Annotated in this window: 23 protein-coding genes; 15 read left to right on the forward strand and 8 right to left on the reverse strand. The window is 62.7% G+C overall.

All coding sequences use genetic code 11. The annotated features are described in order from the left end of the window. The first annotated feature begins 17 nt into the window (after nucleotides 1–17). Both ACTIGC_RS01945 and ACTIGC_RS01950 read left to right on the forward strand, forming a co-directional pair. Nucleotides 18–545, forward strand: a complete 528-nt coding sequence (locus tag ACTIGC_RS01945; protein ID WP_439632809.1) for a GNAT family N-acetyltransferase — start codon at nucleotides 18–20, stop codon at nucleotides 543–545. A gap of 123 nt (nucleotides 546–668) precedes the next feature. Continuing rightward, the gene (locus tag ACTIGC_RS01950) at nucleotides 669–800 is read left to right on the forward strand and encodes a hypothetical protein (RefSeq protein ID WP_439632810.1); all 132 of its coding nucleotides are present in this window, start codon (nucleotides 669–671) and stop codon (nucleotides 798–800) included. Between the two features lie 23 nt (nucleotides 801–823). On the opposite strand, the gene ACTIGC_RS01955 is transcribed toward ACTIGC_RS01950, so the two are convergent. After that, on the reverse strand, nucleotides 824–2,500 hold the full coding sequence (locus ACTIGC_RS01955; protein WP_439632811.1) for a methyl-accepting chemotaxis protein: 1,677 nt from the start codon (nucleotides 2,498–2,500) through the stop codon (nucleotides 824–826). Nucleotides 2,501–2,644: 144 nt separating this feature from the next. Here ACTIGC_RS01955 and ACTIGC_RS01960 point away from each other — a divergent pair, with 144 nt between their 5' ends. Then, nucleotides 2,645–3,535: a bile acid:sodium symporter family protein gene (locus ACTIGC_RS01960; RefSeq protein ID WP_439632812.1), complete on the forward strand. Its 891-nt coding sequence runs from the start codon at nucleotides 2,645–2,647 to the stop codon at nucleotides 3,533–3,535. Between the two features lie 112 nt (nucleotides 3,536–3,647). On the opposite strand, the gene ACTIGC_RS01965 is transcribed toward ACTIGC_RS01960, so the two are convergent. Next, nucleotides 3,648–4,658, reverse strand: a complete 1,011-nt coding sequence (locus tag ACTIGC_RS01965) for an RluA family pseudouridine synthase (RefSeq protein ID WP_439632813.1) — start codon at nucleotides 4,656–4,658, stop codon at nucleotides 3,648–3,650. A gap of 174 nt (nucleotides 4,659–4,832) precedes the next feature. Between ACTIGC_RS01965 and ACTIGC_RS01970 the strand changes: the two genes are divergently transcribed. Then, on the forward strand, nucleotides 4,833–7,196 hold the full coding sequence (locus ACTIGC_RS01970; protein ID WP_439632814.1) for a TonB-dependent receptor: 2,364 nt from the start codon (nucleotides 4,833–4,835) through the stop codon (nucleotides 7,194–7,196). Between the two features lie 137 nt (nucleotides 7,197–7,333). Beyond that, nucleotides 7,334–9,049 carry an alkaline phosphatase D family protein gene (locus ACTIGC_RS01975; RefSeq protein WP_439632815.1) on the forward strand — a complete coding sequence of 572 codons (1,716 nt, stop codon included), beginning with the start codon at nucleotides 7,334–7,336 and terminating at the stop codon, nucleotides 9,047–9,049. A gap of 57 nt (nucleotides 9,050–9,106) precedes the next feature. Here the strand turns inward: ACTIGC_RS01975 and ACTIGC_RS01980 are convergent, their stop codons facing one another. Then, nucleotides 9,107–9,505, reverse strand: a complete 399-nt coding sequence (locus ACTIGC_RS01980; protein ID WP_439632816.1) for a DUF4168 domain-containing protein — start codon at nucleotides 9,503–9,505, stop codon at nucleotides 9,107–9,109. A 400-nt stretch (nucleotides 9,506–9,905) separates the two neighbouring features. On the opposite strand from ACTIGC_RS01980, the gene ACTIGC_RS01985 reads away from it, so the two are divergent. Further along, the gene (locus tag ACTIGC_RS01985; protein ID WP_439632817.1) at nucleotides 9,906–11,132 is read left to right on the forward strand and encodes a hypothetical protein; all 1,227 of its coding nucleotides are present in this window, start codon (nucleotides 9,906–9,908) and stop codon (nucleotides 11,130–11,132) included. Further along, nucleotides 11,113–12,123 (forward strand): substrate-binding periplasmic protein, encoded by a 1,011-nt coding sequence (locus ACTIGC_RS01990; RefSeq protein ID WP_439632818.1) that lies wholly within the window; start codon nucleotides 11,113–11,115, stop codon nucleotides 12,121–12,123. Before ACTIGC_RS01985 ends, ACTIGC_RS01990 begins: the two co-directional genes overlap by 20 nt. Before the next feature lie 58 nt (nucleotides 12,124–12,181). Here the strand turns inward: ACTIGC_RS01990 and folE are convergent, their stop codons facing one another. Continuing rightward, nucleotides 12,182–12,817 (reverse strand): GTP cyclohydrolase I FolE, encoded by a 636-nt coding sequence (gene folE / locus ACTIGC_RS01995; protein WP_439632819.1) that lies wholly within the window; start codon nucleotides 12,815–12,817, stop codon nucleotides 12,182–12,184. Between the two features lie 327 nt (nucleotides 12,818–13,144). Here folE and cysS point away from each other — a divergent pair, with 327 nt between their 5' ends. The 4 genes from cysS to ACTIGC_RS02015 are packed head-to-tail and all read left to right on the forward strand — an operon-like array spanning nucleotide 13,145 to nucleotide 16,296. After that, complete coding sequence (gene cysS / locus ACTIGC_RS02000) at nucleotides 13,145–14,545, forward strand: cysteine--tRNA ligase (RefSeq protein WP_439632820.1); 1,401 nt, start codon at nucleotides 13,145–13,147, stop codon at nucleotides 14,543–14,545. Nucleotides 14,546–14,553: 8 nt separating this feature from the next. Further along, complete coding sequence (locus ACTIGC_RS02005; RefSeq protein WP_439632821.1) at nucleotides 14,554–14,994, forward strand: iron-sulfur cluster assembly scaffold protein; 441 nt, start codon at nucleotides 14,554–14,556, stop codon at nucleotides 14,992–14,994. A 12-nt stretch (nucleotides 14,995–15,006) separates the two neighbouring features. Continuing rightward, nucleotides 15,007–15,327: a membrane protein insertion efficiency factor YidD gene (gene yidD / locus ACTIGC_RS02010; protein WP_439632822.1), complete on the forward strand. Its 321-nt coding sequence runs from the start codon at nucleotides 15,007–15,009 to the stop codon at nucleotides 15,325–15,327. Nucleotides 15,328–15,360: 33 nt separating this feature from the next. Then, complete coding sequence (locus tag ACTIGC_RS02015; RefSeq protein WP_439632823.1) at nucleotides 15,361–16,296, forward strand: glycosyltransferase family 2 protein; 936 nt, start codon at nucleotides 15,361–15,363, stop codon at nucleotides 16,294–16,296. On the opposite strand, the gene ACTIGC_RS02020 is transcribed toward ACTIGC_RS02015, so the two are convergent. Both ACTIGC_RS02020 and ACTIGC_RS02025 read right to left on the reverse strand, forming a co-directional pair. Further along, entirely contained in the window at nucleotides 16,293–17,207 is a 915-nt protein-coding gene (locus tag ACTIGC_RS02020; RefSeq protein ID WP_439632824.1) for a hydroxymethylglutaryl-CoA lyase, read from the reverse strand. The genes ACTIGC_RS02015 and ACTIGC_RS02020 overlap by 4 nt on opposite strands. Next, the gene (locus ACTIGC_RS02025; RefSeq protein WP_439632825.1) at nucleotides 17,204–18,919 is read right to left on the reverse strand and encodes an ArnT family glycosyltransferase; all 1,716 of its coding nucleotides are present in this window, start codon (nucleotides 18,917–18,919) and stop codon (nucleotides 17,204–17,206) included. The genes ACTIGC_RS02020 and ACTIGC_RS02025 overlap by 4 nt, the downstream gene beginning before the upstream one ends. 127 nt (nucleotides 18,920–19,046) lie before the next feature. Here ACTIGC_RS02025 and ACTIGC_RS02030 point away from each other — a divergent pair, with 127 nt between their 5' ends. Both ACTIGC_RS02030 and ACTIGC_RS02035 read left to right on the forward strand, forming a co-directional pair. Then, nucleotides 19,047–19,781: a glycosyltransferase family 2 protein gene (locus ACTIGC_RS02030; protein WP_439632826.1), complete on the forward strand. Its 735-nt coding sequence runs from the start codon at nucleotides 19,047–19,049 to the stop codon at nucleotides 19,779–19,781. Nucleotides 19,782–19,904: 123 nt separating this feature from the next. Then, nucleotides 19,905–20,318, forward strand: coding sequence for a hypothetical protein (locus ACTIGC_RS02035; protein WP_439632827.1), 414 nt, complete (start codon nucleotides 19,905–19,907; stop codon nucleotides 20,316–20,318). Between the two features lie 140 nt (nucleotides 20,319–20,458). Here ACTIGC_RS02035 and ACTIGC_RS02040 read toward each other — a convergent pair whose 3' ends face one another. Beyond that, the gene (locus tag ACTIGC_RS02040) at nucleotides 20,459–20,770 is read right to left on the reverse strand and encodes a hypothetical protein (protein ID WP_439632828.1); all 312 of its coding nucleotides are present in this window, start codon (nucleotides 20,768–20,770) and stop codon (nucleotides 20,459–20,461) included. 173 nt (nucleotides 20,771–20,943) lie between these two features. Next, nucleotides 20,944–21,528: a polyhydroxyalkanoate synthesis repressor PhaR gene (phaR, locus tag ACTIGC_RS02045; RefSeq protein WP_439632829.1), complete on the reverse strand. Its 585-nt coding sequence runs from the start codon at nucleotides 21,526–21,528 to the stop codon at nucleotides 20,944–20,946. Between the two features lie 196 nt (nucleotides 21,529–21,724). Between phaR and ACTIGC_RS02050 the strand changes: the two genes are divergently transcribed. Continuing rightward, entirely contained in the window at nucleotides 21,725–22,447 is a 723-nt protein-coding gene (locus tag ACTIGC_RS02050; protein WP_439632830.1) for a beta-ketoacyl-ACP reductase, read from the forward strand. Nucleotides 22,448–22,538: 91 nt separating this feature from the next. Further along, nucleotides 22,539–23,264: a DUF4908 domain-containing protein gene (locus tag ACTIGC_RS02055; protein WP_439632831.1), complete on the forward strand. Its 726-nt coding sequence runs from the start codon at nucleotides 22,539–22,541 to the stop codon at nucleotides 23,262–23,264. Nucleotides 23,265–23,268 lie beyond the last annotated feature (4 nt).

The raw sequence follows: 23,268 nt of genomic DNA on the forward strand, positions 1-23,268 counted from the left end.
GCCGTATCGCTGGAGCCATGGACACGCAATCTGTCACTATCCGGCGGGCCGGGCCCGGCGATGAAGCTGCGCTCGCGCTCGTAGGCGCTGCCAGTTTTCTGGAATCCTATGCCGGTATTGTCGACGGGCAGGGCATCGTCCGCCATTGCCAGGAACGCCACGCGCCGGAGGTCTATGCCCGCGCGCTGGCGGACGCCTCGCAGGCACTCTGGCTGGCCGAGATGGCACCGGGCAGCGCGCCGGTCGGCTATCTGCATCTGGCTGCTGCAGACCTGCCCGTACCCACTGGACCGAAGGATATCGAGATCAAGCGGATCTATGTGCTCTCGCGCCTCCATGGAACGGGCCTCGGGCGCAGGCTGATTGGTACGGCTCTCGATCACGCCCGGGAAACCGGCCGCAGCAACGTGGTGCTGGGCGTCTACAAAGGCAATGAAAGGGCGCTGGCCTTTTATGGCCGGGCCGGCTTCGAGGCCTTGGGTGAACGCCAGTTCGACGTGGGCGGTAATGTCTATTGCGACTGGGTGATGGGACGCGCGGTCTGATCGCGCTAACGGTTTTTCCGTGGAACCCGTTGCCGCATTTTGCGTTTTCCTTCGCTATAGCGCTGGTGCGCGGGGCATTTGCTTTGGCGCTGGCGCATCCGCTGGACGAAGAGGAGACGCGCCATGATCGAGAAGAAGAGAGATGAAGTACGACAGGGTGAGCCGGCTCCTGGGCACATGAACCGCCATGCGCTTATCGGCGGCGTGGTGCTTGCCGTTATCGGCGTCGTTATTGCCTATATCGTCATTTTCTAGCGCTGTCAGGCACAAGGCGGCGGTTACGCCGCCTTGATGCCGGACACAAAGCGGGTCATCTGGCTTTTCAGATCCTCGGAGCGGGAATTGAGCGTCTTGCACGCCTGCAGCAGTTCGCCCGAGGCTTGCGCATTACCATCCGAAATCTGGTTGAGCGCCTCGATCGTCGAGGCGATCTGGCTTGCGCCAGCCGCCGCTTCCTGAATGGCGCGCGCTATATCGCCCGTGGCTGCGCCCTGCTGTTCAGCAGAGGCGGCAACACCGCCAGCCAGCGTATTGAGATCGCCGATCCGTTTGACGATATCGGCAATGCGCTCAACCGCATGGCCAGTGGCCGCTTCGATGGCCGTCATCTGGGCTTCGATGTCGCCTGTGGCCTTGGCCGTCTGGGTCGCCAGCGCCTTCACCTCGTTTGCGACGACCGCGAAGCCTTTACCGGCTTCCCCGGCGCGGGCCGCTTCGATCGTGGCGTTCAGGGCCAGCAGGTTGGTCTGCTCGGCGATCCCCTGAATGAGGGTAACCACCTCGCCCACCTTGCTGGCATTGTCCGCGAGCGTGCGCACATCGGCATCGGTCGCGCGCGCTTGCCCGACGGCTTCGCCAATAAGGGCAGAGGCTTCGGATATCTGCCGGGAAATTTCCTGGATAGACGCAGAGAGCTCTTCAGACGCGCTCGCGACAGATTGCACATTGGCCGAGGTCTCTTCAGATGCAGCGGCTGCCGAGCTGGATTCTTCGGTGGTGCGGGTCGCGTTGGTATCCACGATACCGGCTGCTGAATAGACCTGCGAGGCGGCCTGGAGCACGTCGTTGAGCAGGCTTCCGACTTCGGCCTCAAACCTGTCGGCGGTCTCGATCATCAGCTGGCGCTGCATCTCGCGCTGACGGGCTTCGGATTTTTCCTGCTCGGCTTTCATTGCTTCTGCATCGGCCAGTGCTGTGCGCAGCACCCCGACCGTTGACCAGAGCTGGCCGATCTCGTCGCGCGAACGCACGGACGGCACCTCGATCTGAAGGTCGCCGCCGGCCACCTGCTCGAGAACGTCCGTCACTTTTGTCAGCGGCCGGCTCACCTGGAAGATGGCAACGTAAAGCGCAAAGCCAAGGCCGCCCAGAACGCCCAGAATGGCGATGCCGGTCAGCATGATGAAACGCGTCCGGTAGAAGCTGGCCAGTTCGGCTTCGATGGCGTTCAGCTGTGCGCGGTCGCGTTCAACCACGGCGTCGATCTCTTCCTGATAGGCGCGCCGGTTGGAGCGGTTTTCCATGTTGTTGCCCTGCTCATTGGCAAGGACCGGATCAATGCCGCCAAGACGCACCGTCTCCGCCCGGAAGGACCGGAATTCGGACGAACGTGCCACCACGGCTTCAAAGAGGGCGCGTTCCTCGCCCGAGGCCGGCACCAGAGTGCTCCATTCAGCCAGCAGCTCGTCGATCTGGTCCAGCCGGCGCAACAGCCCTTCGCCGAACGGCGCTGCCTGCTCGGTGGTCTGCGAGGCATAGATGCCCCGCGCTTCCATCACCACCGTGGTCACCAGACGGTTGAGATGTGCACCGTGATAAGCCCGGGTCGCGGCATTCTCATAGGCGGCCACGCGGGTATTATAGGCCTGCATGCTCTGGATGCCGAGGCCAGCCAGAATGACAGACACCACACCCAGTACGCCGACAGCGGCCATGATCTTGACGCGAATACTCATGTGCGAATCTCCTGCTTTGCATAAAGCTATGCGCAGCTCCGGGTGAACCGCTGGTAAACCATATCGCTGCGGCGCTTCCGGCTTACGGTGCATGGACGAGATTGGCACGTGACGAATCTGTCCGGCCCCGGCTAACGTCCTGTCATGGACAGCTTTATCGGACAGATTCTCCTCCCGCTCGCCCTTGCCTTCATCATGCTGGCTCTGGGGGTCGGCCTGACGCCGGGTGATTTCCGGCGCATATTCACAAAGCCCAAGGCCCTGCTGGTGGGCGCGGTTCTGCAATATATTTCGCTGCCATTGCTGGCGATTGCGATAGTGGCATTCCTGCCCGCTCCGCCGGTTTTGAAGGTGGGTATTGTCCTTCTGGCGGCCTGTCCTGGCGGTACGACATCCAACCTGCTTACCCACATGGCGCGCGGCGATGTCGCCCTGTCGATATCGCTGACGGCGCTCACCAGCCTCACCTCCATGTTCACTGTGCCGGTTGTGCTGATGATTGCGCTGGCGCTCTTCATGGGACCGGAAGCGCCTTCGGTGGGCCTTGTCACCACAGGACTTGTCATCTTCCTGCTGACGGTTGTGCCGGTTGGCATCGGCATGACGATCCGCCAGTTCGCGCCGAAGGTTGCCAATGTGCTGGACCGCCATTCGCGCCTGCTGTCGGGCATCGTGTTTACCGCGGTCGTGCTGGCAACGCTCATAGCCGACCGCGATGAGCTGGTGGCGCGCTTTGCAGAGGCCGGGCTGATCGCGCTCAGCCTCAACGTGGCGGCCATGCTGGTCGCGTTCTCTGTGGCGAGCCTTGTCATGCTGAAGATGAAGCAGCGTATCGCCCTGACGCTGGAATGCGGGCTGCAGAACGCCACGCTCGCGATCGTCGTGTCGGTGTCGATGCTGGGCAGCGTCTCTTACGCGGTGCCGGCCGCGATCTATGGCTTGCTCATGTTCCTAACCGCAGGCGCCTTCATATTGTGGGCGCGGCGCTGGTCAGGGGTGGCAAGCCGGGCGAGGCGTTTCTCGGCAGGGGCATAAAGAGAATTGTCATCACCCGCGCATGCGGGTGATCCATGCCTGCAACGAAGGATCAGCCGGAAATTCTCAGGCATGGATGGCCCGGATAAACCGGGCCATGACAGCCTTCGGGTCAAACCCTCTTCAGCGCGGCGTGCAGGTTTTGCAAGTCAGCTGGCAATTCTGTCTCGAACACTATCTCTTCGCGCGTTGACGGATGGACAAAGCCCAGTACCGAAGCATGCAGGGCCTGCCGGCCCAACGCCTTGATCTCGGGCAGGTCGGGAACGCCTTTGAGCTGGCTGGTGCGCTGCGGACCGTATACCCGGTCGCCGATCAGGGCATGGCCCAGATGCTCCATGTGAACACGGATCTGATGCGTCCGGCCTGTCTCCAGCCGGCATTCCACCAGCGCGGCGAGCGGCGTGCCGATAGGGGCCTTGGCTTCCTGCCCGTATGTCTCCAGCACCTGATAATGGGTGATGGCTTCCTTGCCGGCTGCGCTCTCCCATTTGAGTACCGCCATTTTCATGCGGTCACGTGTGGAGCGGGCAATCCGGGTTGCTATCTCGCCTTCGCGCGGACGCGGCGCGCCGCGCGTGAAAGCCAGATAGGCGCGCTCGACCGTGTGTTTCGCGAATTGCTTGGAGAGGTAGCGGTGCGCAACATCGTTCTTGGCGACAACCAGAACACCGGACGTGTCCTTGTCAATGCGATGGACGATGCCGGGACGTTCAACCCCGCCAATGCCCGACAGTGTACCCTTGCAGTGATAGAGAAGGGCGTGCACCAGCGTGCCGGTCCAAGCTCCGGCGCCGGGGTGTACCGTCAGGCCCGCCGGCTTGTTGATGACGATCAGGTCGTCATCCTCATGCAATATGTCGAGCGGAATATTTTCCGGCTTGGGCGCGGCCGGTTCCAGCGCGGGCATGGTGAGGGTGTAGACATGACCCTCACGTACCTTTGCCGAAGCATCGGTCAGCGCTTCGCCGTTCACGGCCAGGGCGCCGCTCTCGATTAACGCCTTGCAGCGGGAGCGCGACAGCTCCGGCCATTGCGCAGCAATCCAGCGGTCCAGCCGCTCACCGGCATCATCCGGTCCGGCTTCGATCTGGCGGGTGTCTGATGGGTTCACTGCTTGCATCCTGCCCGGGAGATTGCTGCGCCGTGCGTGCTTTTTGTGCAACGCGTCAGTATCATGCTGCAGCGCGTCAAAGTTCTGTAACACGAATGAAGCGCGCCCGTCACATTGGCGGAGTAGCAGCGGTTCCCTGACGCGGCAAGTGTGCCGCACGCTTTGGGCGAGGGAGCCATTATCATGATCCGCAAGTCAATCCTCATGTCTGCCGTCGCACTCGGTGCGGTATCGGCCCCGGCCTTTGCCGAGCTGAACGAAACGGCGCAGCCGGTTGAAGTGATCCGCGTGACGACGCAGTTCCGTGAGCAGTCTCTCGCAGAAGTGCCGGTAAACGTCACCGCCTTCAATGCCGAGCTGATCGACCGCTTGGACATCCGCAATCTGGAAGACATGGCCGCGTTCACGCCGGGCCTGGTGGTGCAGGAGCAGAGCCCGAACAATACCGGCTATTCGCTGCGCGGCATCACCACCGATAGCGGCGACACCTATGCGGAATCGCGCGTGGCGATCTTCCAGGATGGCATTTCCATCACCCGTTCGCGCGGTTCCTATGTCGAGTTGTTTGACATGGAGCGCATCGAGGTCGCCAAAGGCCCGCAGCCGACCCTGTTCGGCCGCGGCGCGCTCATTGGCGGCATCAACCTGATCCAGAACAAGGCCGAGGATGATTTCTCCGCTTCGGCTTTTGCCGGAATTGGCAATTATGACCAGCGCGAGGTCGGTGGTCATGTCAATTATGGTCTGGGTGATGGCCTCGGCCTGCGTCTGGCCGGTGTGCACCGCAGCCGTGACGGACATATCGACAATCTGCTGGGCGGCACGCTGCAGGGCCGCGATGTCAGCGCCGTGCGCGGTGTATTCTCCGCGCGCCTGGATAACGGGTTCAGCTTCGACCTGATCGGCAATTATCAGGAAGACAATGGCCCGGGCACCTCGTTCAAGTCCGGCGTGCTGCCGACCCCGGGCGGCGATACCAGCCCCTACACGCCTGCGGCCCTGTTCACCTTCCCCGGCTTTGAGGACAATCAGGGCCTTGGCCTTGACCGCACGGTGTGGGGTGTGACGGCACTCGCAGAATACGCCCTGAGCGATGCCTGGACGCTTAGCTCGATCACCGGCTACCGCCAGTTTGACTCCCGCGAAGTGTTCGACCCGATCGGGGCAGGGCTTGATCTCATCAACCTTGCCGAGGATGCGCGCGGGCGCCAGTCCAGCCAGGAATTCCGCCTGACCTATGATGCCGGTGACCGTGTGGCCGCCGTGATCGGGGGTACCTGGTTCTACGAATCCGGTACCCAGCGCATCCCGCTCATCGTCAATGAGGCGCGTGCTCAGGCTCTTCTGCTGCAGACCCCCGCTGTTCAGGCCCAGTTTGCCCAGCAGCTGGGTGTTCCCACCGCGGCGCTCTTCCCGACGCTGAGCTTCCTGCTGGGTGTGCCTGCAAGCGACTTCACCAATATCTTCAACCCGTTCCCGCTGTCGATTGGCGGCACGCTGGCTGCCGGCGTTCCCGTGCCGCTCGGCGTTTACCAGGAAGAAGCCGCCAATTCGGGCCGCACCGAGGCGTTCGACCTGTTCGGCGAGATCACGCTGCGCGCCACGGACCGGCTCAGCTTCACCGCCGGCCTGCGCTATACCGATGAACGCAAGCACACGTCGGGCTATGGCGGTTTCGTCAACGCGCCAAACCTGATCGTGGGCGGTCGCGCCCTGCTCCTGCCGGGCACCCCCAACGGCGCGGTCGTTGGTCAGTCAGCCAGTTTTGATGACGTGACCTGGCGCGTGGTGGCGGCCTATGAGGTCAATGACCGGCTGAACACCTGGGTGTCCTACGCGCGCGGGCGCCGTCCTGACGTTCTGGCGCTGGATACGACCGCTCCGGGCTTCTTCTCCGTAGCCCCGGCAGAGATTGTGGATTCGCTCGAAGCCGGTGCCTTCCTGACGCTGGACCGCGGCACCGTTTCCGGCTCCATCTTCCGGTCGGAATACGAGAACTTCCAGTCTAGCCAGTTCGATCCGTTCGACGGTTCGCTGGTACCGACGAATGCCGGTGAAGCCACCCAGTATGGCCTCGAACTTCAGGCCAATTACGCGATCACCGACGCGGTCGAGGTCTACACCACCTACGCCTACAACCTTGCCAAGATCAACAACACGCTGGGCGGGGTGCCGCAGGAGTTTGGCGGTAACCGTTTCCGCTACGCGCCTGAGCATGCTGTCTCCATCGGTGTGCGCGCCGAGCTGTTTTCCAATGAAATGGGTACGCTCAGCCTGCTCCCGGCCTATAGCTGGCAGTCCCACATCTTCTTTGACGAGGACAATCAGCGCTTTGCCGGTGTGCGTCAGGACTCCTACGGCCTGTTGCGCGCCCGTCTGCGCTTTGAAAGCGCCGACATGCGCTGGTATGGCGAGGCGTTCGGCAATAACCTCACCGATGAGCAATATCTCATCGATGCCGGCAATACCGGGGCGACGTTCGGCCTGCCGACCTTCATTGCCGGTTCGCCGCGCACCTATGGCGTCCGTCTGGGCGTAAACTTCTAAGTAGCATACGGCCGGGGGGCGGTGCGAAGAGGGCCGGACCACTGCTTGAAAGAGCAAAGGGTCCGGCCCTTCTTCTTGTGCCTGTCACAATCGGCGGGCATCTTCGCTGACAGACAAATCAGGGGAAGGGCAGGATCATGGTTAAACGTTTCGATCTGACGCGCAGGGGCGCGCTTCTGGCAGCGGCGGGTGTGGGGGCGGGCCTTGCCGCCTGTTCACAGGAAGCGCCGCGCTTTGATCCGCTGCCCGCGCCTGAGGGTCCGTTCAAGCATGGCGTGGCGTCCGGTGACCCCGATCAGACCAGCTTTATGGTCTGGACCGCCGTCACGGCTGATGGCGATGTCCGCGCCACGCTGGAGGTGGCTAGAAACGAAAGCTTCAACACGATTGTGGAACGGCGCGAGATCAGTCCGCGCGAGGGCGTGATCGCGATTGATGGCGCACGGCCCATGAAGGCCCTGATTGAGGGGCTGGAGCCGGGACGGGTGTATTTCTACCGCTTCCGTCACGGTGATGAGGTGTCCCCGGTGGGCCGCACCCGTACGCTTCCCGAGGCCGGTGTCGACCGTTTCCGTATCGCGGCCTTTTCCTGCTCGAACTATCCGTTCGGCTTCTTCAATGCCTACCGCGATGCTGCTGATCAGGGCGATTTCGATCTCGTGGTGCATCTGGGCGATTACATCTACGAGTACGGTTATGGCGGGTACGGGACTGCCGACGCGGAGCGCCTGTCGCGCATGCCTGACCCCATGCATGAAATCCTCACCGAGGAAGACTATGCCCGCCGTCATGCACTCTACTGCTCCGACCCTGACCTGCAGGCACTCAAGGCCAGCGCGCCATGGATCCTGATCTGGGACGATCACGAAACGGCCAACGATGCCTGGCGCCATGGCGCAGAGAACCATGATCCCGAGACGGAAGGTGATTGGGCCACACGCCGGGACAATGCGCTGCGCGCCTGGCATGACTGGCTGCCGGTGCGCGAGGCCGAACCGCTCAAAGCGCGCTATGGCGCGGTGGAAATCGGTGATCTCGCAACGCTGATCTTTGTGGAAACCCGCCTGACGGCACGCTCGGAGGAACTGACCCTCGACACCTTCCCGATCCCCGTGGAATCCGATCCGGAAGACCCTGAAAACAGGGAAGCCGTGCAGCGCTGGCGCGACGAGGTGATCGGTGATCCGGAACGCCGCCTGATTGATGACGAACAGCGCGCCATGATCGGCGGGGCACTCGCCGCGTCCGTGCAGGCGGGCAAGCCGTGGCGTATCATCGCCAATCAGGTGCTGATGGGGCGCCTCGAAGCGCCCAACTACCTCACCCAGACACCGTTCTGGCTGCGTACCTATATGCGCCTGCAGGGCGGGTTTAACTGGCATTTCGCCCAGCGCACCGCGCACGGCGTGCCGCTCAATCTGGACAGCTGGGACGGATTTCCGGCGGACCGGGAGCGCCTCTATCAGACGGTGCGTGATGCCGGCGCCGACATCGTCGTGCTGACCGGGGACACCCATAACACCTGGGTCAATGATCTCCATGACGCGCAAGGAAACCGGGTCGGCACCGAGTTTGGCGTCACTTCCGTGACCAGCCCCTCGCCCTTTGAAACGGTGAATGCGCCGGGCGTCGATTTCGGCACGATGGCTGAGGACCGCAACGCGGAAATCCTGCGCAATAATGCCTGGGACAAGGGCTATACCCGCCTGACCCTGACGCGCGATGAGCTGATTGCCGAGCAGATGATCCTGTCCACCATCAAGGATCGCGAGTTCTCGATCCGCCCTGATAGTGTCTGGCGTGTCCGCCCGGCCAATGGCCGGCCGGTGCAGCAGGTGGAACGGCTGGGCTGAAACGAAGACGGGCGGCCCTGAAGGCCGCCCGCCGGTCGTCTCAATGAGGCCTGTCTATTAAGGCTGACCCATCGCGGCTTCGGCCTGCGCATTGATGCGCGCGGCCAGTTCGGGATCGCTCTGCGAGCCCGCCGCGATAGCCGCATACTCCTCTACGCTAAGCCCGCTCTGCTCGACTGCTGCGTGCAGCTCAACCTGGGCTTCCTGCTGGACAGCCATCGCAGCTTCCTCGTTCTCCGCCGCGTCCAGCTGGGGCTGATAGGTCTGGATAATCATATTCACCCTCTGGACTGCAGTGATGTAGGAGCCAATCTGCTCATCGGTCACGCTGGCGGAGTCAGCCGGGGCGGGCTGCTGCATCGGCGCGGCGCCTTGCTGGGCAAAAGCGGCCGGCACGGAGACGCCAGCGGCGAGCATGGTGGACGCCAGCACGGCGGTCAGGAATGATTTTTTCATGGAGAAGTCCTTTTCCCGGTTGCGAAAAATTAAGCGCCTGATCGCGCTGTGAGAACGGGAACGTTTCGAGTAATAACATCGTTCCGGGCGAATGTCAGTCGAGATGCTGGAATTAAGCAAAGCATCGAAATGAACTCACAAATGTTACGACAATGTAATGTGCGTCACATGCTTTATATGTTGATGAACCAGTTATTTATGGCGTCAGCGTAAGAAGTTTTGTTGTGCATGGAATTGTTTCCCAGAAAGCCAGTTTAAGCGTCTCCACGCCACTATTTCACATAATCCGGGATTGCGGCCTGCACAGTGCCGCCGTGCCGTGGACGGTATCGGCTCGGCGCGGTTGCAGGTCTGACCGGTCTGCCTAGTATGACAGGCGTGCCGGGGGAGTGACTGTTCGATGCGTATCATCACCTATGCGCCGCTGAAGACGGATCTTCGGCTGGCTCCGGGCGTAACTCCATCGCTGGATTCCTTCGGATCGATTACGGCGGCCTTGCGCGCGGGTCTGCCCGGTGACGCGTTCACGGTGCTGAACCTGCCGGAGAATGCCAGGCGGGCCTATGCGGTCCTGAGCGAGGATGTCTGGGACCTGCGGCTGTTTGTCTGGCATCCGGACGACACCATCCGTATCCATGTCTATCCCGGTGCGCTCGCCATTGCAGAAGTTACGCTGGACGATGTACCGGCCGGGACGGCCAGCGAGCTGGAGCGCTGGTCACAGGACGAGACGGAGGCGCGGCTGTGCGCGCATTTTGACGCGTTCAGGGCGGCGCTGGACAGGGCGCGCCAGGCCCTTCCCGACTATGCGCTGGACACGGGCCGGGGCGCTGCGCCGGAGCGCGAGGTTGATTTCGATATCACGCGCATATCGCGCACCCTGCTTGTGACGCCGCAGGAGCGGGCGGAGCCTGCCGTGCAGGCGCTCGTAACGGACTGGCTGGCCGCCACTATCCGCCCGTTTGATGCAGATGCCATCAATGCAGGCACGCTCGATATGTCGATGAGCTGGGTCAATTACGTGATCGTCGATGTGGATGCAGCGAGGACACGCGAATTTACCGCCACCATGCGTATCGCCCAGTATTTCTGGTCGGCCCAGGAATGGCTGAATGCGGAAACCCAGGCCATTATCGCAGGCGCGCGGACACGCGGCCGCACCCGCACCGCAGAAGCAAGGCTGACAGCCAGCCGCTCGCGCATGCAGATGCTGCAGGTGGAGTATAATGCCCTGCGTTCGGTTCTGAGCCGTGCCAAGGAGGCGCGGCTGCAGGAGATTCTCAGCGGCTGGTCCTATGACACGCTGGCGGCCAATGGCGCGCTTCTGGTGGAGATGAGCTCCAACAGATTAAGCGAGATCGCGGCGCGGCGCGCCGACCGGTCGAGCCTGTTTACCGACATGATCCTGGTCGGGATCGGGCTTTTTGCGGTGCTGGATGTTCTGGTCGGGCTTTTGGCATTCAGCCGCGAGATCAATGCACGTCCGGCCCTGCAATATACTGATAGCGGCGTCTCGCAGGTCCTGTCCGTGTTTGCTGATCTCAATACCGACACGACCCTGTTTGGTGGCGGATTTGTCGTGCTCGTCCTCTTGGGGGTGTATCTTGTTGCCAGAAAAGCCAAATAGCCTTCCTGCCCTGCTGCTGGCCGCTCTGATCTGCCTTTGCGGGCCGGCGAGCGCGCAAAGCGCACAGCCGCTGGCGGTCCATACCGATGTCTGGCCGCCTTATGTGGAGGCCGGTGCGCCGGTGCAGGGCAGCGTGGTCAATCTGGTGCGCACCGTGCTCGACGATATGGGGGAGAGGCCGGACTGGCACCGCTTCGACTTTGCCTACAGCTATGACAAGGTGCTGCGCCAGCGCGCGCCAATGGCCTTTCCCTATTTCCTCACGCCGGAACGCGAGGCGGAGGTGATGTTTTCCGCGCCGCTGTTCGAGGTCACCAATCTCATTTTTCACAACCGGCGCTTCGGCACGTTGGGGGCTGCCGGGCTTGAAGGTGCGCGCTTTGGCCGGGTGGCTGGCTATCGCTACGGCGCGGTGCTGGACGCCTATGCCGGGGATGCCCGTGTGTTTGCAAGCGAGGCTGGCGCCCTTCGCGCGCTTCTTGATGGCGAGATTGACGCCCTGCCGATGACGCAGAGCGTGGCCGAGGCCACGCTGGCGAGCGAGTTTCCCGATGAGCTGGAACTGATCCGTCCGGTGGAAGGCGTATCAGACACGGCCAGCCTGCACGTCATCGCGCCGATGAGCGAGGAAGGCGCCAGGCTGATTGCGCGTTTTGATGCCTCCCTTGCCCGGCTGCGCGCGGAGGGGATCATCCCGGCGGGTGATCCGTCGGCGCGCGTGCGCCTGCCCGAACGTACACTGGCGCGGCTGGTGGCTTCTGAAGGCTTTCCGATGATCCTTGCCCGTGTGCCGGGTGAGGAGGGCCATCTGTCCATGCCGCCGGGTGCGCGCGCCACCATCATCGAATGGAGCCCGCGTATCGCAGGCGGCCAGAGCGATGAGCGCATCTACCAGACCATGATGGACGAAACGCGCGTGGTGATGCTCTCCGGGCCCCATGTGGGCCGCGAACTTCTGGTGCGTAACATGCATCTGGAGATCATCGACTAGGCATAAAAAAAACCCCGGACGGGAACGTCCGGGGTTTTTCAAGTTCAGGCTGTCTGCCCTATCTCTTCGATTGCTCGCACAGGCGCATGAAGCGCTCGCGCAGTTCCGGATTGGCCTTGAACTCGCCGGTAAACGTCGTGGTGATGGTGGAGACGTGGGGGTGATGCACACCACGCGTCGTCATGCACTGGTGCTTGGCGTCCACGAAGATGGCCACACCGCGCGGCGCCATGGCGTCATTGATGGCATCGGCGATCTGGGCGGTCATCGTCTCTTGCGTCTGCAGACGCTTGGAGAAGGCTTCCACGACCTTGGCGATCTTGGAGATGCCGACGACCGCACGGTCCGGCAGATAGGCGACGCACGCCGTGCCCAGGATCGGGGCCATATGGTGCTCGCAATGGCTCTCCACATCGATATGGGTGAGCATGACCATGTCGTCATAGCCCTGCACATCCTCAAAGCGCTTGCCGAGAATCTTGGCGGGGTCTTCATGATAGCCGCGGAACCATTCTTCATAAGCCTTGACCACGCGCTTTGGCGTTTCGATCAGGCCTTCGCGGCGGGGGTCGTCACCGGCCCAGCGCAGCAGGGTGCGCACGGCCTCTTCGGCCTCTTCGCGGCTGGGGCGTTGAACAGGCTCAAGTATTTCGGCGGCAGAGCCGAGGTCGGTTTTTTTCACAATCGCGTCCATGAAGGGCGGATCCTTTCGTTGTCGGGTCCCGGCCAGTGCCATTGCGGCGCGGCCGGTATAGTGCCGGTTTCCGGATCCAGCGGCGGGGCGGGCTTTTGGAAGGCCCTTGTCACATGCTCCAGCGCCGGGGCTTGCAGTCCGGTGGAAAAGACCATCCTTCTCCATGGGCTGCCATGCATATATGGCGTCATTTCGCCGTTTCCACTGCGCCATGACGTCTTTTCTTTCTATCGTGCCTGCTGCGCTGTCACAAGCATGTGAGGCCGGTGTGTGCCAGACGCGGCTTTGGGGCTGCGTAAAGCGTGCGGTTACGCTACATAGCCGCCTATGAGCGACATATTCCTTTACGACACCGCCAGCCGGAGCCGCCGCCGCTTCGTTCCCGCCAATCCTGAGCGGGTGACGATGTATGTGTGCGGCCCCACAGTGTATGGTCCCGCCCATATCGGCAATTTCCGCCCGGCCGTGGTGTTTGATGTTTTGTTCCGCCTGCTGCGCGAGGCCTATGGCGCCGATCATGTGGCCTATGCGCGCAATTTTACTGATGTCGATGACAAGATAAATGCGGCTGCGGCCAGCGAAGGTGTTGATATTTCGGTGATCACCGACCGTTTCACCAAAATCTACCACGCCGACAGCGATGCGCTCGGCATTATGCGGCCCACCTTCGAGCCGACCGCGACCGGACATATGGCCGAGATCATCGAGACCATTGATGCGCTGATAAAGGCCGGTCACGCCTATACGGCGGAGGGCCATGTGCTGTTTGCGGTGGAGAAGTGCGACGGCTATGGCGCTCTCTCGCGGCGCAGCCAGGACGACATGATCGCCGGCGCGCGCGTTGAAGTGGCGCCCTACAAGAAGAACCCGGCCGATTTCGTGCTCTGGAAACCCTCGAAAGAGGGCGAGCCGGTGTGGGAGAGCCCGTTTGGGCCGGGGCGTCCAGGCTGGCATACCGAGTGCGTGGCGATGATCGGAGCGGCGCTGGGGCCATCCATCGACATCCATGGCGGGGGCATGGATCTGGTCTTCCCCCATCATGAGAATGAGGTGGCGCAAGCCAAATGCCTGCATCACGACGCCCCGCTGGCGCGCTACTGGGTGCATAACGGCTTTGTCTCGATGGACACCGAGAAGATGTCCAAATCGCTCGGCAATGTGATCCGCCCGAGCGAGCTGATCGCGCGCGGCATTCGCGGTGAGGTGATCCGCTACGGCCTGCTGACCGGCCATTACCGCGCCCCGCTGGACTGGAATGACAAGCTGATCGAGCAAAGCCGCAAGGCGCTGGACCGGCTCTATGGCGTGCTGCGCCGCTTATGCGATGTCGAGGCGGCGGACGTGCCTGTGCCGGCATCCGTGCTTGAGGCGCTGAGCGACGACATCAACACGCCCAAAGCCTTTGCGGCTGTGTTTGAAATCCTCGCCCGTGCCAACAAGGCCGCATCGTCTGAGGAGAAATCCACGGCCAAGGGCGAGCTGCTGGCAGCCGGCCGCGTGCTGGGCTTCCTGCAGGAGGAGCCCGACAGCTGGTTTGGCGTGGACGGGATCGACAGCGATACGCGCTCCCGTATTGATGCCTTGCTGGAAGAGCGTCACGCCGCGCGGCTGGCAAAGGACTTCGCCAGGGCTGACGCGCTACGCACGCAGATCGATGCCCTGGGCGTGCTGGTGGACGACACGCCTGAAGGCCCTGTCTGGCGGATGAAGGCGATAGAGGAGGCTTGAGCGCCGCCGTGACGACGCCCGACCCCTATTCGCGGGATGTCATCGCGCTGGCGGCCTCCATCCCGCACCTGAAACGGCTGGAAGCACCGCAGGCGAGCGTGCGCAAGGTCTCGCGCCTGTGCGGATCGGAGCTGACGCTGGACATGAACCTCGCCGATGATGGCCTGGTCAGCGAGATCGGCTGGGATGTCTCCGCCTGCGCACTGGGGCAAAGCTCAGCTAGCATTCTGGGCAGCGTCATCATCGGCGCAGACCGGCATTTGCTGGCCGAGGGGCTCGATACGATCAACGCCCTGTTGAAGGGCACTCCGGTGCCGGACAATAGCCCTTTTCAGGCCCTGCGTGTGCTGGAACCGGCTGCGCAATATCCCGCTCGGCATGGCTCCATCCGGCTGGCGTTTGAGGCGGCGTTGGAAGCCTTCGACCAGGCCGCTGCGCGCGAAAGATGAACGATATCTGTCATGTGTTGTCAGAAAAAAAACGCGCAAACGCCCCAGAAGTGGATTGGAATCGCGGCGATCACGGCCTACAGGTGGACCCTGTCGCCGGTATTTTACGCCTTCGGTGTGCGGTGCCGGCATGAGCCCAGCTGTTCGCTCTACGCCATGGACGCCATCATGGCGCAGGGCCTGTGGCGGGGGTCGTGGCTGGCGCTGGGCCGTATCGGCCGGTGCAGGCCGGGAGGGACGCACGGGTATGATCCGGCGCCGTTAACGCGGACCGGCTCACCCTGGTGGAAAATCTGGGCCTTCCGGGGAACGGATGGGCCGGCAATTGAGTAGATCAGCCGTAAACGCGGCGCGCGAGGGGTAGTGATGAGTTCGGGGGGGCGCATAAGCGCGGTAATGGTCAGTTACCGGACCGGGCCGGTCCTGTTTGACTCGATCCGCTCGGTCCTCAGCGATCCGGATATTCACGAGCTCGTGCTCGTCAATCATGATAATCCGACCAATGTCACCGTCCGTCTGGATACCATGGCGGCGGCGGAGCCGCGTTTGAATGTCATCCATACCGGCGCAAATCTCGGCTTTGGCCGCGGGTGCAATATCGGCGCGCGGTCGGCGTCGGGTGACTACATATTGCTGCTCAACCCCGATACGCTGATCGCACGCGGCGCTGCCCGTATCATGGTCTCCACAGCGCGGACCCTGCCGCCGGTATCCATTGTCGGCGCCCGCATTCTGAACACGGATGGCACCGAGCAACGCGGCGGCCGCCGGGGTGGCCTAACCTTGATGTCGGCCATGCTCAGCTTTACCGGCCTTGCCCGTATCCTGCCCGGTATTCGCGACTTTCACCGTGAAAACGAGCCTCTACCCTCCGGCCCGGTGGAGGCTCCGTCCGTATCCGGCGCAGCCATGCTGATGAGCCGCGAGACCTATCGCGCCCTGAACGGCTTTGATGAACGCTATTTCCTTCATGTGGAGGATATCGATATCTGCGAACGGGCCCGGCGGATGGGCGGCAGAATCGTCTTTGAACCCCGTGCAGCCTTTGTTCATGTCGGCTCGACAAGCTCGGCCAATATCCTCCTTGTCGAGTGGTACAAGGCAAAGGGTCTGAACCTGTTTTTCCGCACCTATTCCGGTCCTGCCGGCCAGCTGGCGCTGGTGGTGGCCGGCCCGCTCATGACAATGGCGCTTCTCGGCCGCGCTCTTCTGATCCGCGTGAATGTGCGCGCTTCGCAGGCCCGTAACCGTGTTCGCGCCCGCCTGCGTCTGGCGCAACGGCGAAGGAATGCAGGCGACTAGGCCGGGCCGGCTTTTGCAGGAAATCGGCCTGCCTTGGCCAGTGCTGACTGTATCGGGTGTTTGAGGGCGGTTTCTTCCAGCCAGTGCGCAACCGAAATCATCCGGTCCAGATCAATGCCGGTGTCAAACCCTGCCCGCTCCAGCATGTAGACGACGTCTTCAGTGGCGACGTTGCCGGTGGCGCGCGGGGCGAACGGGCATCCGCCAATTCCGCCCGCGGACGCATCGATAATGGTGACACCGTTCTGTACCGCTGCATGGATATTGGCCAGCGCGGTGTTGCGTGTGTTGTGGAAGTGCAGGCGCAGCTTCAGAGACGGCGCAGCGTCGCGCACAATCCGTATCGCGCGCTCCACGTCCCAGGGGGTGGCCACGCCGATCGTGTCGCCCAGCGCAAATTCGGCTGCCCCAGCGGCTGCAGCCCGCGCCGCCAGCATACCCAGAATGCCCGGATCGACCTCGCCGTCGAACGGATCACCAAAGGCCACCGAGACCGTGGCCGAGAGCGGGATGCGCGCATCAAGTGCCAGTACCGCGATCCGGTCGAGAAGGTCCGCGGTTTCCTCCGGCGTGGCGTTCTGATTGGCCTTGCCAAAGCCTTCAGATGCCACCAGCACATAGTTGATCTCGTCGCAGCGCGCCTCGATGGCCCGGCGCATGCCGCGCTCATTCAGGGCCAGGCCGATATAGGAAACGCCCTTGTCACGGGGCACGGCGTCCATGATTTCAGCAGAATCGGCCATGGCAGGGACAAGCTTCGGATTGACGAAGCTGGCTGCTTCCATGCGCTTCACGCCAGCCTCGATCAGCCGGTCGATGAACTCCAGCTTTACCGGCGTGGTCAGCAGCGTCTTGTCATTTTGCAGGCCGTCGCGCGGGCCGACCTCAACGATCTCAATGGTTCGGCTCATGGCTGGCCTGGCTCCTGAAATGGCGTGCAATCGCCTGTGCGGGCGATCAGCAGGGATGTGGCGCGTCCGCGTGAATAGTTAAAGCCCTCAATCTCGCGCACACCGCAAGCTTGCGAGCGCAGCGCATCAAGGAAGCTGGCGGCAACGGACGCCGGCTCGTCTTCCTGCGGGAGGCGCGACAGGTCGATGATCAGGAGCTGTTCGGCAGAAAAATCGCCCGACAGGGCGGCCAGCACCGGAAAATCCATCAGATCGGTATCGCTGCGCAGGGCAAAGGCAAGGCTCGGCTCGGTATAGCTGGAGCGGATCACTGTCTGCGGGCTGAGCCAGTCCTGCGCGTGAACAAGGGCGGCGGCCTCGCGCGAGGGAAAGAGATTTGTCTGCGGCGCGATGATCCCGCGCCCGGCCGTCTGCCAGACCAGCCCGGCCAGCACTGCGCACAGCACAGCCGGGCCTGTTCGTGAGCCCGCAGCCAGCACGATGGCGCCGATTGCTGCTGCGATGACCATCACCGCCAATACCGACGCCAGGACAACGGGTCCGTCATACTGATGGCTGAGAAGGAAGAGAATTGCGCCAAGGAGCAGGCTGGCCGCGATGATCAGTCCCGCCCCGAGCCACCGCCAGAGCGCCGGTGTTTCCTGCCACGCAAGAACGCCCCATGCAGCGAAGATGGCAAGGGCAGGGTAGGCAGGCAGCACGTAGTGCGGCAGCTTCGTCGGCAGGAGCTCGAACACGACCCAGACCGGCACGCTGATCACCAGAAGTATTCTGGCCGTCCCCGCATTGGCGCTCTTCGAGCGCAGGGCCGCCACGCCCGCTCGGAGGCCCGCCGGGAGGAAAAGTACCGCGGGAAAGAGCAGGAACGTCAATAACAGAAGATGATAGCCGGGCGGAGCGCCGTGGCTTTCATGACCGGATACCAGCTTCGGTCCCAGATCATCGCCCAGCGCCTCGCGCAGGAAGTCACCATCGGTCGCGATCTGCACCGAGATCAGCCAGGGCAGGAGAATGAGCGCGGCCAGCACCGGTCCCGGCCAGAAAGCCAGCGGGCGCAACCAGTAAAATCGCCTGCTCCAGAAGGCGAGGCCTGCTACCGCGAGTCCCGCCGCCATGGGCGTCACCGGCCCTTTGATGAGCGCGCCCAGCGCTACCAGCACCCACACCCCGACCGCCCATAGCCTGGCTTCGCGGGGCTCTTTGGCCTGGAAGAGGCACACCACCGCATACAGCCCCCAGATGGTGATGCCTGCCAGCATGGCGTCGGTCTTTGCGATGCCGCTCTCCACGCCCAGCAGCACGCTGGCACCGAGCAGCACGCCCGCATACAGCCCCGCCGGATGACCCAGCAGCCTGTTGGCCAGTGTCATGGTGCCGAGGGCCGCCAGCACCGCACCCAGCGTGGAGGCCAGCCGCCAGGCCCAGATCTGGCGGTTCTCCAGCGCACCGCTGACAAGCTCGCCAATCGAGACGCTGGCCAGTTGCACCCAGTGAATGCCAACCGGCTTCTTGTTGCGGTCTTCATCCAGAAAGCTGATGCGCACCCAATCGCCGGTTTCGAGCATTTGCGCCGTCGCCTGGGCAAAGCGGGCCTCGTCCCTGTCGAGGACAGGCAGGGAGAAAATGCCGGCCATCGATGCGGCAAGCGTCACGGCCACAACGATCAGCCAGCTTTGGCGCTGCTGCATCACAGTGCGGACAAGGCGTGTCATCTCGGCCCCATAATGGCTTTGCACAGTAGGGCCCATTGCATATTCACGGTGGCACGGGCCCGGCTATTGGGTATGTATCGGGTTCGATATTGCCGCAAGGCTCGCGGCCGAATGAAGGTGTAATCTGATGTCATCGCCCGCCCCCGCCGTCTCTGTCGTGGTCCCCATGCATAATGAGGAAGGCAATGCCGGAGCGCTCGTGCGCGAGATCGCAGCGGCGCTTGCCGGGCAGGCGTTCGAGATTGTCGCGGTAAACGATGCCAGCAAGGACGGCACGCTGGCCGAGCTGCAAGCCGTCAAGGCGGAGGTGGCGCAATTGCGCATCGTCAGCCACCGCAATAATGCAGGCCAGTCACGTGCGGTCCGCACCGGCTTCATGATGGCTCGCGCGCCGGTTGTCTGCACGCTCGATGGAGACGGACAGAACCCGCCTGCGGACCTGCCTGCTCTCATAGCGCAACTTACCCGCGATGGTGCTCCCGGCACGCTTGGCATGGTGGGCGGCGAGCGCGTGGGGCGGCAGGACAGCGCCTGGAAGAAGTTCGCGTCGCGCCTGGGCAACGGGATACGCAAGCGGCTTCTCAATGATGAAGCCAGGGATACGGGCTGCGGCATCAAGGCGATGCGGCGCGACGCGTATCTGGCTTTACCTTATTTCGATCACCAGCATCGCTTCCTGCCGGCGCTGATGAAGCGCGAGGGTTATATGGTGGAATTTCATCCCGTAAGCCACAGGCCGCGCACGGCAGGAACATCGAAATACACGAATATTGGACGTCTTTTCGCCTCGATCAGTGACATAATGGGGGTGATGTGGCTCAATAGCCGCTCCAGGCAGACGGGTGGATGGGAGGAATCCTGAAGTCCCGGAAAGCCAAAGGTGAGGAGTATCGCCATGGCAACTGGCGCAGGTAGCGGTGTATTCATGGGCGTAGAAGCGGCGCGCCGCCGTAGACGGGGCGGCCCGGTGAGGAGGGGGCTTTCCATGTTTAGCATATTTCCAAAGCTGATTATCCCGATGGTGATCTATGCCATCATCGCCTTTATCGGCGGGGCGGATACGGTGGCAGCGCGGCTCGCTGATCCGCTGTTCGAGATAGGCATGATGTCTGGCGCGACCTGGGGGCTGACGCCGGGCGACCTGATCTTGATGCTGGCCCTGTTTTTCCTGTTTGTAGAAATGGTGAAGTCGTCGGACACAGGCACGGCGTCCATCATCAATCATGGCATGTCCATGCTGGTCTTTGTGACGGGACTTGTACTGTTCCTTCTGGTCGGCCAGTTCGCCACCTCGGTCTTCTTCCTGCTGGTGCTTATGGCCCTGCTGGATACGGTGGCCGGCTTCATCGTCACCATTGTTGCGGCGCGCCGCGACCTTGCAGTTGGTGGCGACGCCTGAGCCAGGGGCTGAGACGTCAAGTCAAGCGGGCCGCTCCTGTACCGGGAGCGGCCTTTTTGCTGCCGTTCAAAGAACGAGAAAGAAGACGCTGACAGCCAGAAGCGCGTCAGCCGCGCGCAGCAATAATGGCTCGGTCCGGTTCATGCCCGGCGCTCCATGCGCGGGGCTTGCGGGGCAGGTGTAGCTGCAGCGCCGGCATAGCTCGCCCGGTAGCGGCGGCGTTCGGTTTCGTCCGCGCGCAATCCGCGGCGCCGAGCGCTGTGCAGCACCGGCACCCAGCCAATACCCGCAAGTGCCACGGCCTGACCCGATACCATCCGCGCTGGCGACACAGAGGGGCCTGCAACAGCCGCTGCAGTATCCGTGCGCGCCTGAGCGGCTCCACTATCATTGCGGACAATGACCGCCGGGGGCGGGAAGGCGCCAGATATGGGTGCAACGGGCTCGCTCATACGCAGTGCCTGCGCAAGAACGGGGCCAGCCTTTACCCTCCGTAAACCTTTGTAAAAGGCCGATTAACCGTATCCAGCGAGCCGTTCTGGCGCATCGCGGCCCGATAGCTAGCCGCCCGGTGTTCCTTAATGAAACACTAACGCTGAAACGGATGCGGGCAGCGGTTCAGCCCCTACCCGCCTGCCAGCTTGTCCAGCTTGGCGCGCATCGCCTCCAGCTCGTCGCGCAGGGCTTTGACATCGTCACTCTTGTTCTTGGCCGCGGGAACGGGCGCACTGCCTTCCTGCTGGCCTGCAGCGTTGAACGGGCTGAATACTTTCATGGCCTGCTCGAACATGGCCATGTTGCGCCGCGTCTGCTCTTCCAGAAGCGCCATCGATCCTGCTGGCGAGCTCATGGCGCCCGCCATTTTCTCGCGCAGCTCGTCCTGCTGGCGCATCAGGCCTTCCATCGACATTTTCAGATAGCCAGGGACAAAGGCCTGCATGGAGTCGCCGTAAAACCCGATCAGCTGGCGCAGGAATTCAACCGGCAGCAGGTTGGCGCCTTTGGCTTCCTCCTCGAAAATGATCTGGGCGAGAACGCCGCGTGTCAGGTCTTCGCCGGTCTTTGCATCGACGACCTCGAATTCCGCGTTCTCTTTTACGAGGTCGCGCAAATGGTCGAGGGTCACGTACCGGCTCGCCGACGTGTCATAGAGGCGGCGGTTTGCGTATTTCTTGATAGTGATCTTGCCGGATTTGGAATGTGCACTCACGCTATGTCTCCCCCTGGGTTTGTTGCGCCGCATCGTTTTCTCGTGCGGTGTCAGATTCTGTCGCGATCGCCCTCGACAACAGGCGGATTCGCGTTAAGAAAGACCATTGCGCGGTATGCTTCATGCTGCAAGCATGCTGCGCTTTTGCTGCGCACAATAAACGGCTCCGATCAAGAGGGCCAGAGGGAGGAATTTCATGACACGCACCGCTCTGGTGACCGGCGGAACGCGCGGTATCGGCAAGGCGATCTGCTTCGCGCTTAAGGAGGCCGGGTACACGGTCGCGGCCAATTATGCGGGCAATGATGCCGCAGCGGAGGCGTTCAGCAAGGAAACCGGGATCGCGGCCTACAAATGGTCGGTTGCCGATTACGAGGCTTGCGTGGCGGGTATAGGCCGGGTCGAGCTGGCCCATGGTCCGGTGGACATTCTCGTCAACAATGCCGGGATTACGCGCGACGCGCCGTTTCACAAGATGACCCCGCAGCAATGGCGCGAGGTGATCGAGACCAATCTCTCCGGTGTCTTCAACATGACCCACCCCGTCTGGAACGGAATGCGTGAGCGCGGCTTTGGCCGCATTATCACCATCTCGTCGATCAACGGGCAGAAAGGCCAGTTTGCGCAGGCCAATTACTCTGCCGCCAAGGCAGGCGATATCGGTTTTACCAAGGCCCTGGCCCAGGAAGGCGCGCGCAAGGGGATTACGGTCAACGCCATATGTCCGGGCTATATCGCCACCGACATGGTGATGGCCGTGCCCGAAAAGGTGCGTGAGCAGATTATCGAGACCATTCCTGTCGGACGGCTGGGCGAGCCGGAGGAAATAGCGCGCTGCGTGGCGTTCCTGGCGTCTGATGAAGCCGGTTTCATAACGGGTGCCACACTGACGGCCAATGGCGGCCAGTACATGGTTTGAAGCGTACGCGAAGCGGAAAAACGCGGCACGGAATTGGTAAGGGGGCAGTTTCGCCGCGAAACTGCCCCTTTTTGCAGAGAGATTGTCGGCCATGAGCAGGGGAATCATCGCCCTTATGCTTGCTGCCGCCGGGGCTTGGGTGGCATTGGCAAGCGACGGGCTTGGCCAGCAAAATCCGTTCTCGCGCCTGACGGGCCGGGAACAGCCGGTTGAAGCATCCGCAGTCTGGTACGAGCGGGCCGACCGTCGTGGACGGCTGGTACTCGACCGTTCTTCGGTGCCTGCCCTGCTCTGGCAGGAAGGCACGGCGGAGGTTCACGCCGTCTACTCCAACCGCGCTTCCGGCGGGGGCGAAGTTATGCTCACCGACACGGACCGGGCGATTTTGCGCCTGTCCAATCTGGGCGGCGCGACCTTCTTCCCGCCTGACGCCCCTGACGGTGTCATTGTCGAGCTGATCGGTCCGGCGCACACGCTGGTGGCACCGCCGGTAGGTGCGGCAGAGTTGCAGCGGACCGCGCGCGACCTCGCTGATTCTGTCACGCGCATAAACCGCAACCAGGTCACCGTAGAGGTTCCCTCGCTCGGCCCATCCGACAACGCCTATCTGGCTGATACACTGCGTCTGGTCCAGCTCGGCATTGACCGGGCCAATCGCCGTGCCTTGCGGGACCTGCAGTCTGTCCGGGTGCAGACCGGACCGCATCCCGACGCCGTATATTCCGGGGGCACGCTGGAAATAACCATCGCGGCGGGGCGAGGCTATGCCGGCCGCCCCTCCTCGGAATTCATCAGGCGCGCACTTGACCGCCGCTAGGCGT

Origin of the sequence: Glycocaulis sp. (assembly GCF_051859565.1) — a bacterium.
Classification (GTDB): domain Bacteria; phylum Pseudomonadota; class Alphaproteobacteria; order Caulobacterales; family Maricaulaceae; genus Glycocaulis.

Bases quoted from the DNA above. Each gene is read 5' to 3' on its own strand.
- ACTIGC_RS02055 (WP_439632831.1), top strand. From the start codon at position 22,539: ATGAGCAGGGGAATCATCGCCCTTATGCTTGCTGCCGCCGGGGCTTGG.
- ACTIGC_RS02025 (WP_439632825.1), bottom strand. From the start codon at position 18,919: ATGACACGCCTTGTCCGCACTGTGATGCAGCAGCGCCAAAGCTGGCTG.
- ACTIGC_RS01980 (WP_439632816.1), bottom strand. From the start codon at position 9,505: ATGAAAAAATCATTCCTGACCGCCGTGCTGGCGTCCACCATGCTCGCC.
- ACTIGC_RS01955 (WP_439632811.1), bottom strand. From the start codon at position 2,500: ATGAGTATTCGCGTCAAGATCATGGCCGCTGTCGGCGTACTGGGTGTG.
- ACTIGC_RS01970 (WP_439632814.1), top strand. From the start codon at position 4,833: ATGATCCGCAAGTCAATCCTCATGTCTGCCGTCGCACTCGGTGCGGTA.
- ACTIGC_RS01965 (WP_439632813.1), bottom strand. From the start codon at position 4,658: ATGCAAGCAGTGAACCCATCAGACACCCGCCAGATCGAAGCCGGACCG.
- ACTIGC_RS01985 (WP_439632817.1), top strand. From the start codon at position 9,906: ATGCGTATCATCACCTATGCGCCGCTGAAGACGGATCTTCGGCTGGCT.
- ACTIGC_RS02050 (WP_439632830.1), top strand. From the start codon at position 21,725: ATGACACGCACCGCTCTGGTGACCGGCGGAACGCGCGGTATCGGCAAG.
- ACTIGC_RS02040 (WP_439632828.1), bottom strand. From the start codon at position 20,770: ATGAGCGAGCCCGTTGCACCCATATCTGGCGCCTTCCCGCCCCCGGCG.
- folE (WP_439632819.1), bottom strand. From the start codon at position 12,817: ATGGACGCGATTGTGAAAAAAACCGACCTCGGCTCTGCCGCCGAAATA.
- ACTIGC_RS01975 (WP_439632815.1), top strand. From the start codon at position 7,334: ATGGTTAAACGTTTCGATCTGACGCGCAGGGGCGCGCTTCTGGCAGCG.
- ACTIGC_RS02015 (WP_439632823.1), top strand. From the start codon at position 15,361: ATGAGTTCGGGGGGGCGCATAAGCGCGGTAATGGTCAGTTACCGGACC.
- ACTIGC_RS02035 (WP_439632827.1), top strand. From the start codon at position 19,905: ATGTTTAGCATATTTCCAAAGCTGATTATCCCGATGGTGATCTATGCC.
- ACTIGC_RS01950 (WP_439632810.1), top strand. From the start codon at position 669: ATGATCGAGAAGAAGAGAGATGAAGTACGACAGGGTGAGCCGGCTCCT.
- ACTIGC_RS02030 (WP_439632826.1), top strand. From the start codon at position 19,047: ATGTCATCGCCCGCCCCCGCCGTCTCTGTCGTGGTCCCCATGCATAAT.
- yidD (WP_439632822.1), top strand. From the start codon at position 15,007: ATGTGTTGTCAGAAAAAAAACGCGCAAACGCCCCAGAAGTGGATTGGA.
- ACTIGC_RS01960 (WP_439632812.1), top strand. From the start codon at position 2,645: ATGGACAGCTTTATCGGACAGATTCTCCTCCCGCTCGCCCTTGCCTTC.
- ACTIGC_RS02020 (WP_439632824.1), bottom strand. From the start codon at position 17,207: ATGAGCCGAACCATTGAGATCGTTGAGGTCGGCCCGCGCGACGGCCTG.
- cysS (WP_439632820.1), top strand. From the start codon at position 13,145: ATGAGCGACATATTCCTTTACGACACCGCCAGCCGGAGCCGCCGCCGC.
- ACTIGC_RS01945 (WP_439632809.1), top strand. From the start codon at position 18: ATGGACACGCAATCTGTCACTATCCGGCGGGCCGGGCCCGGCGATGAA.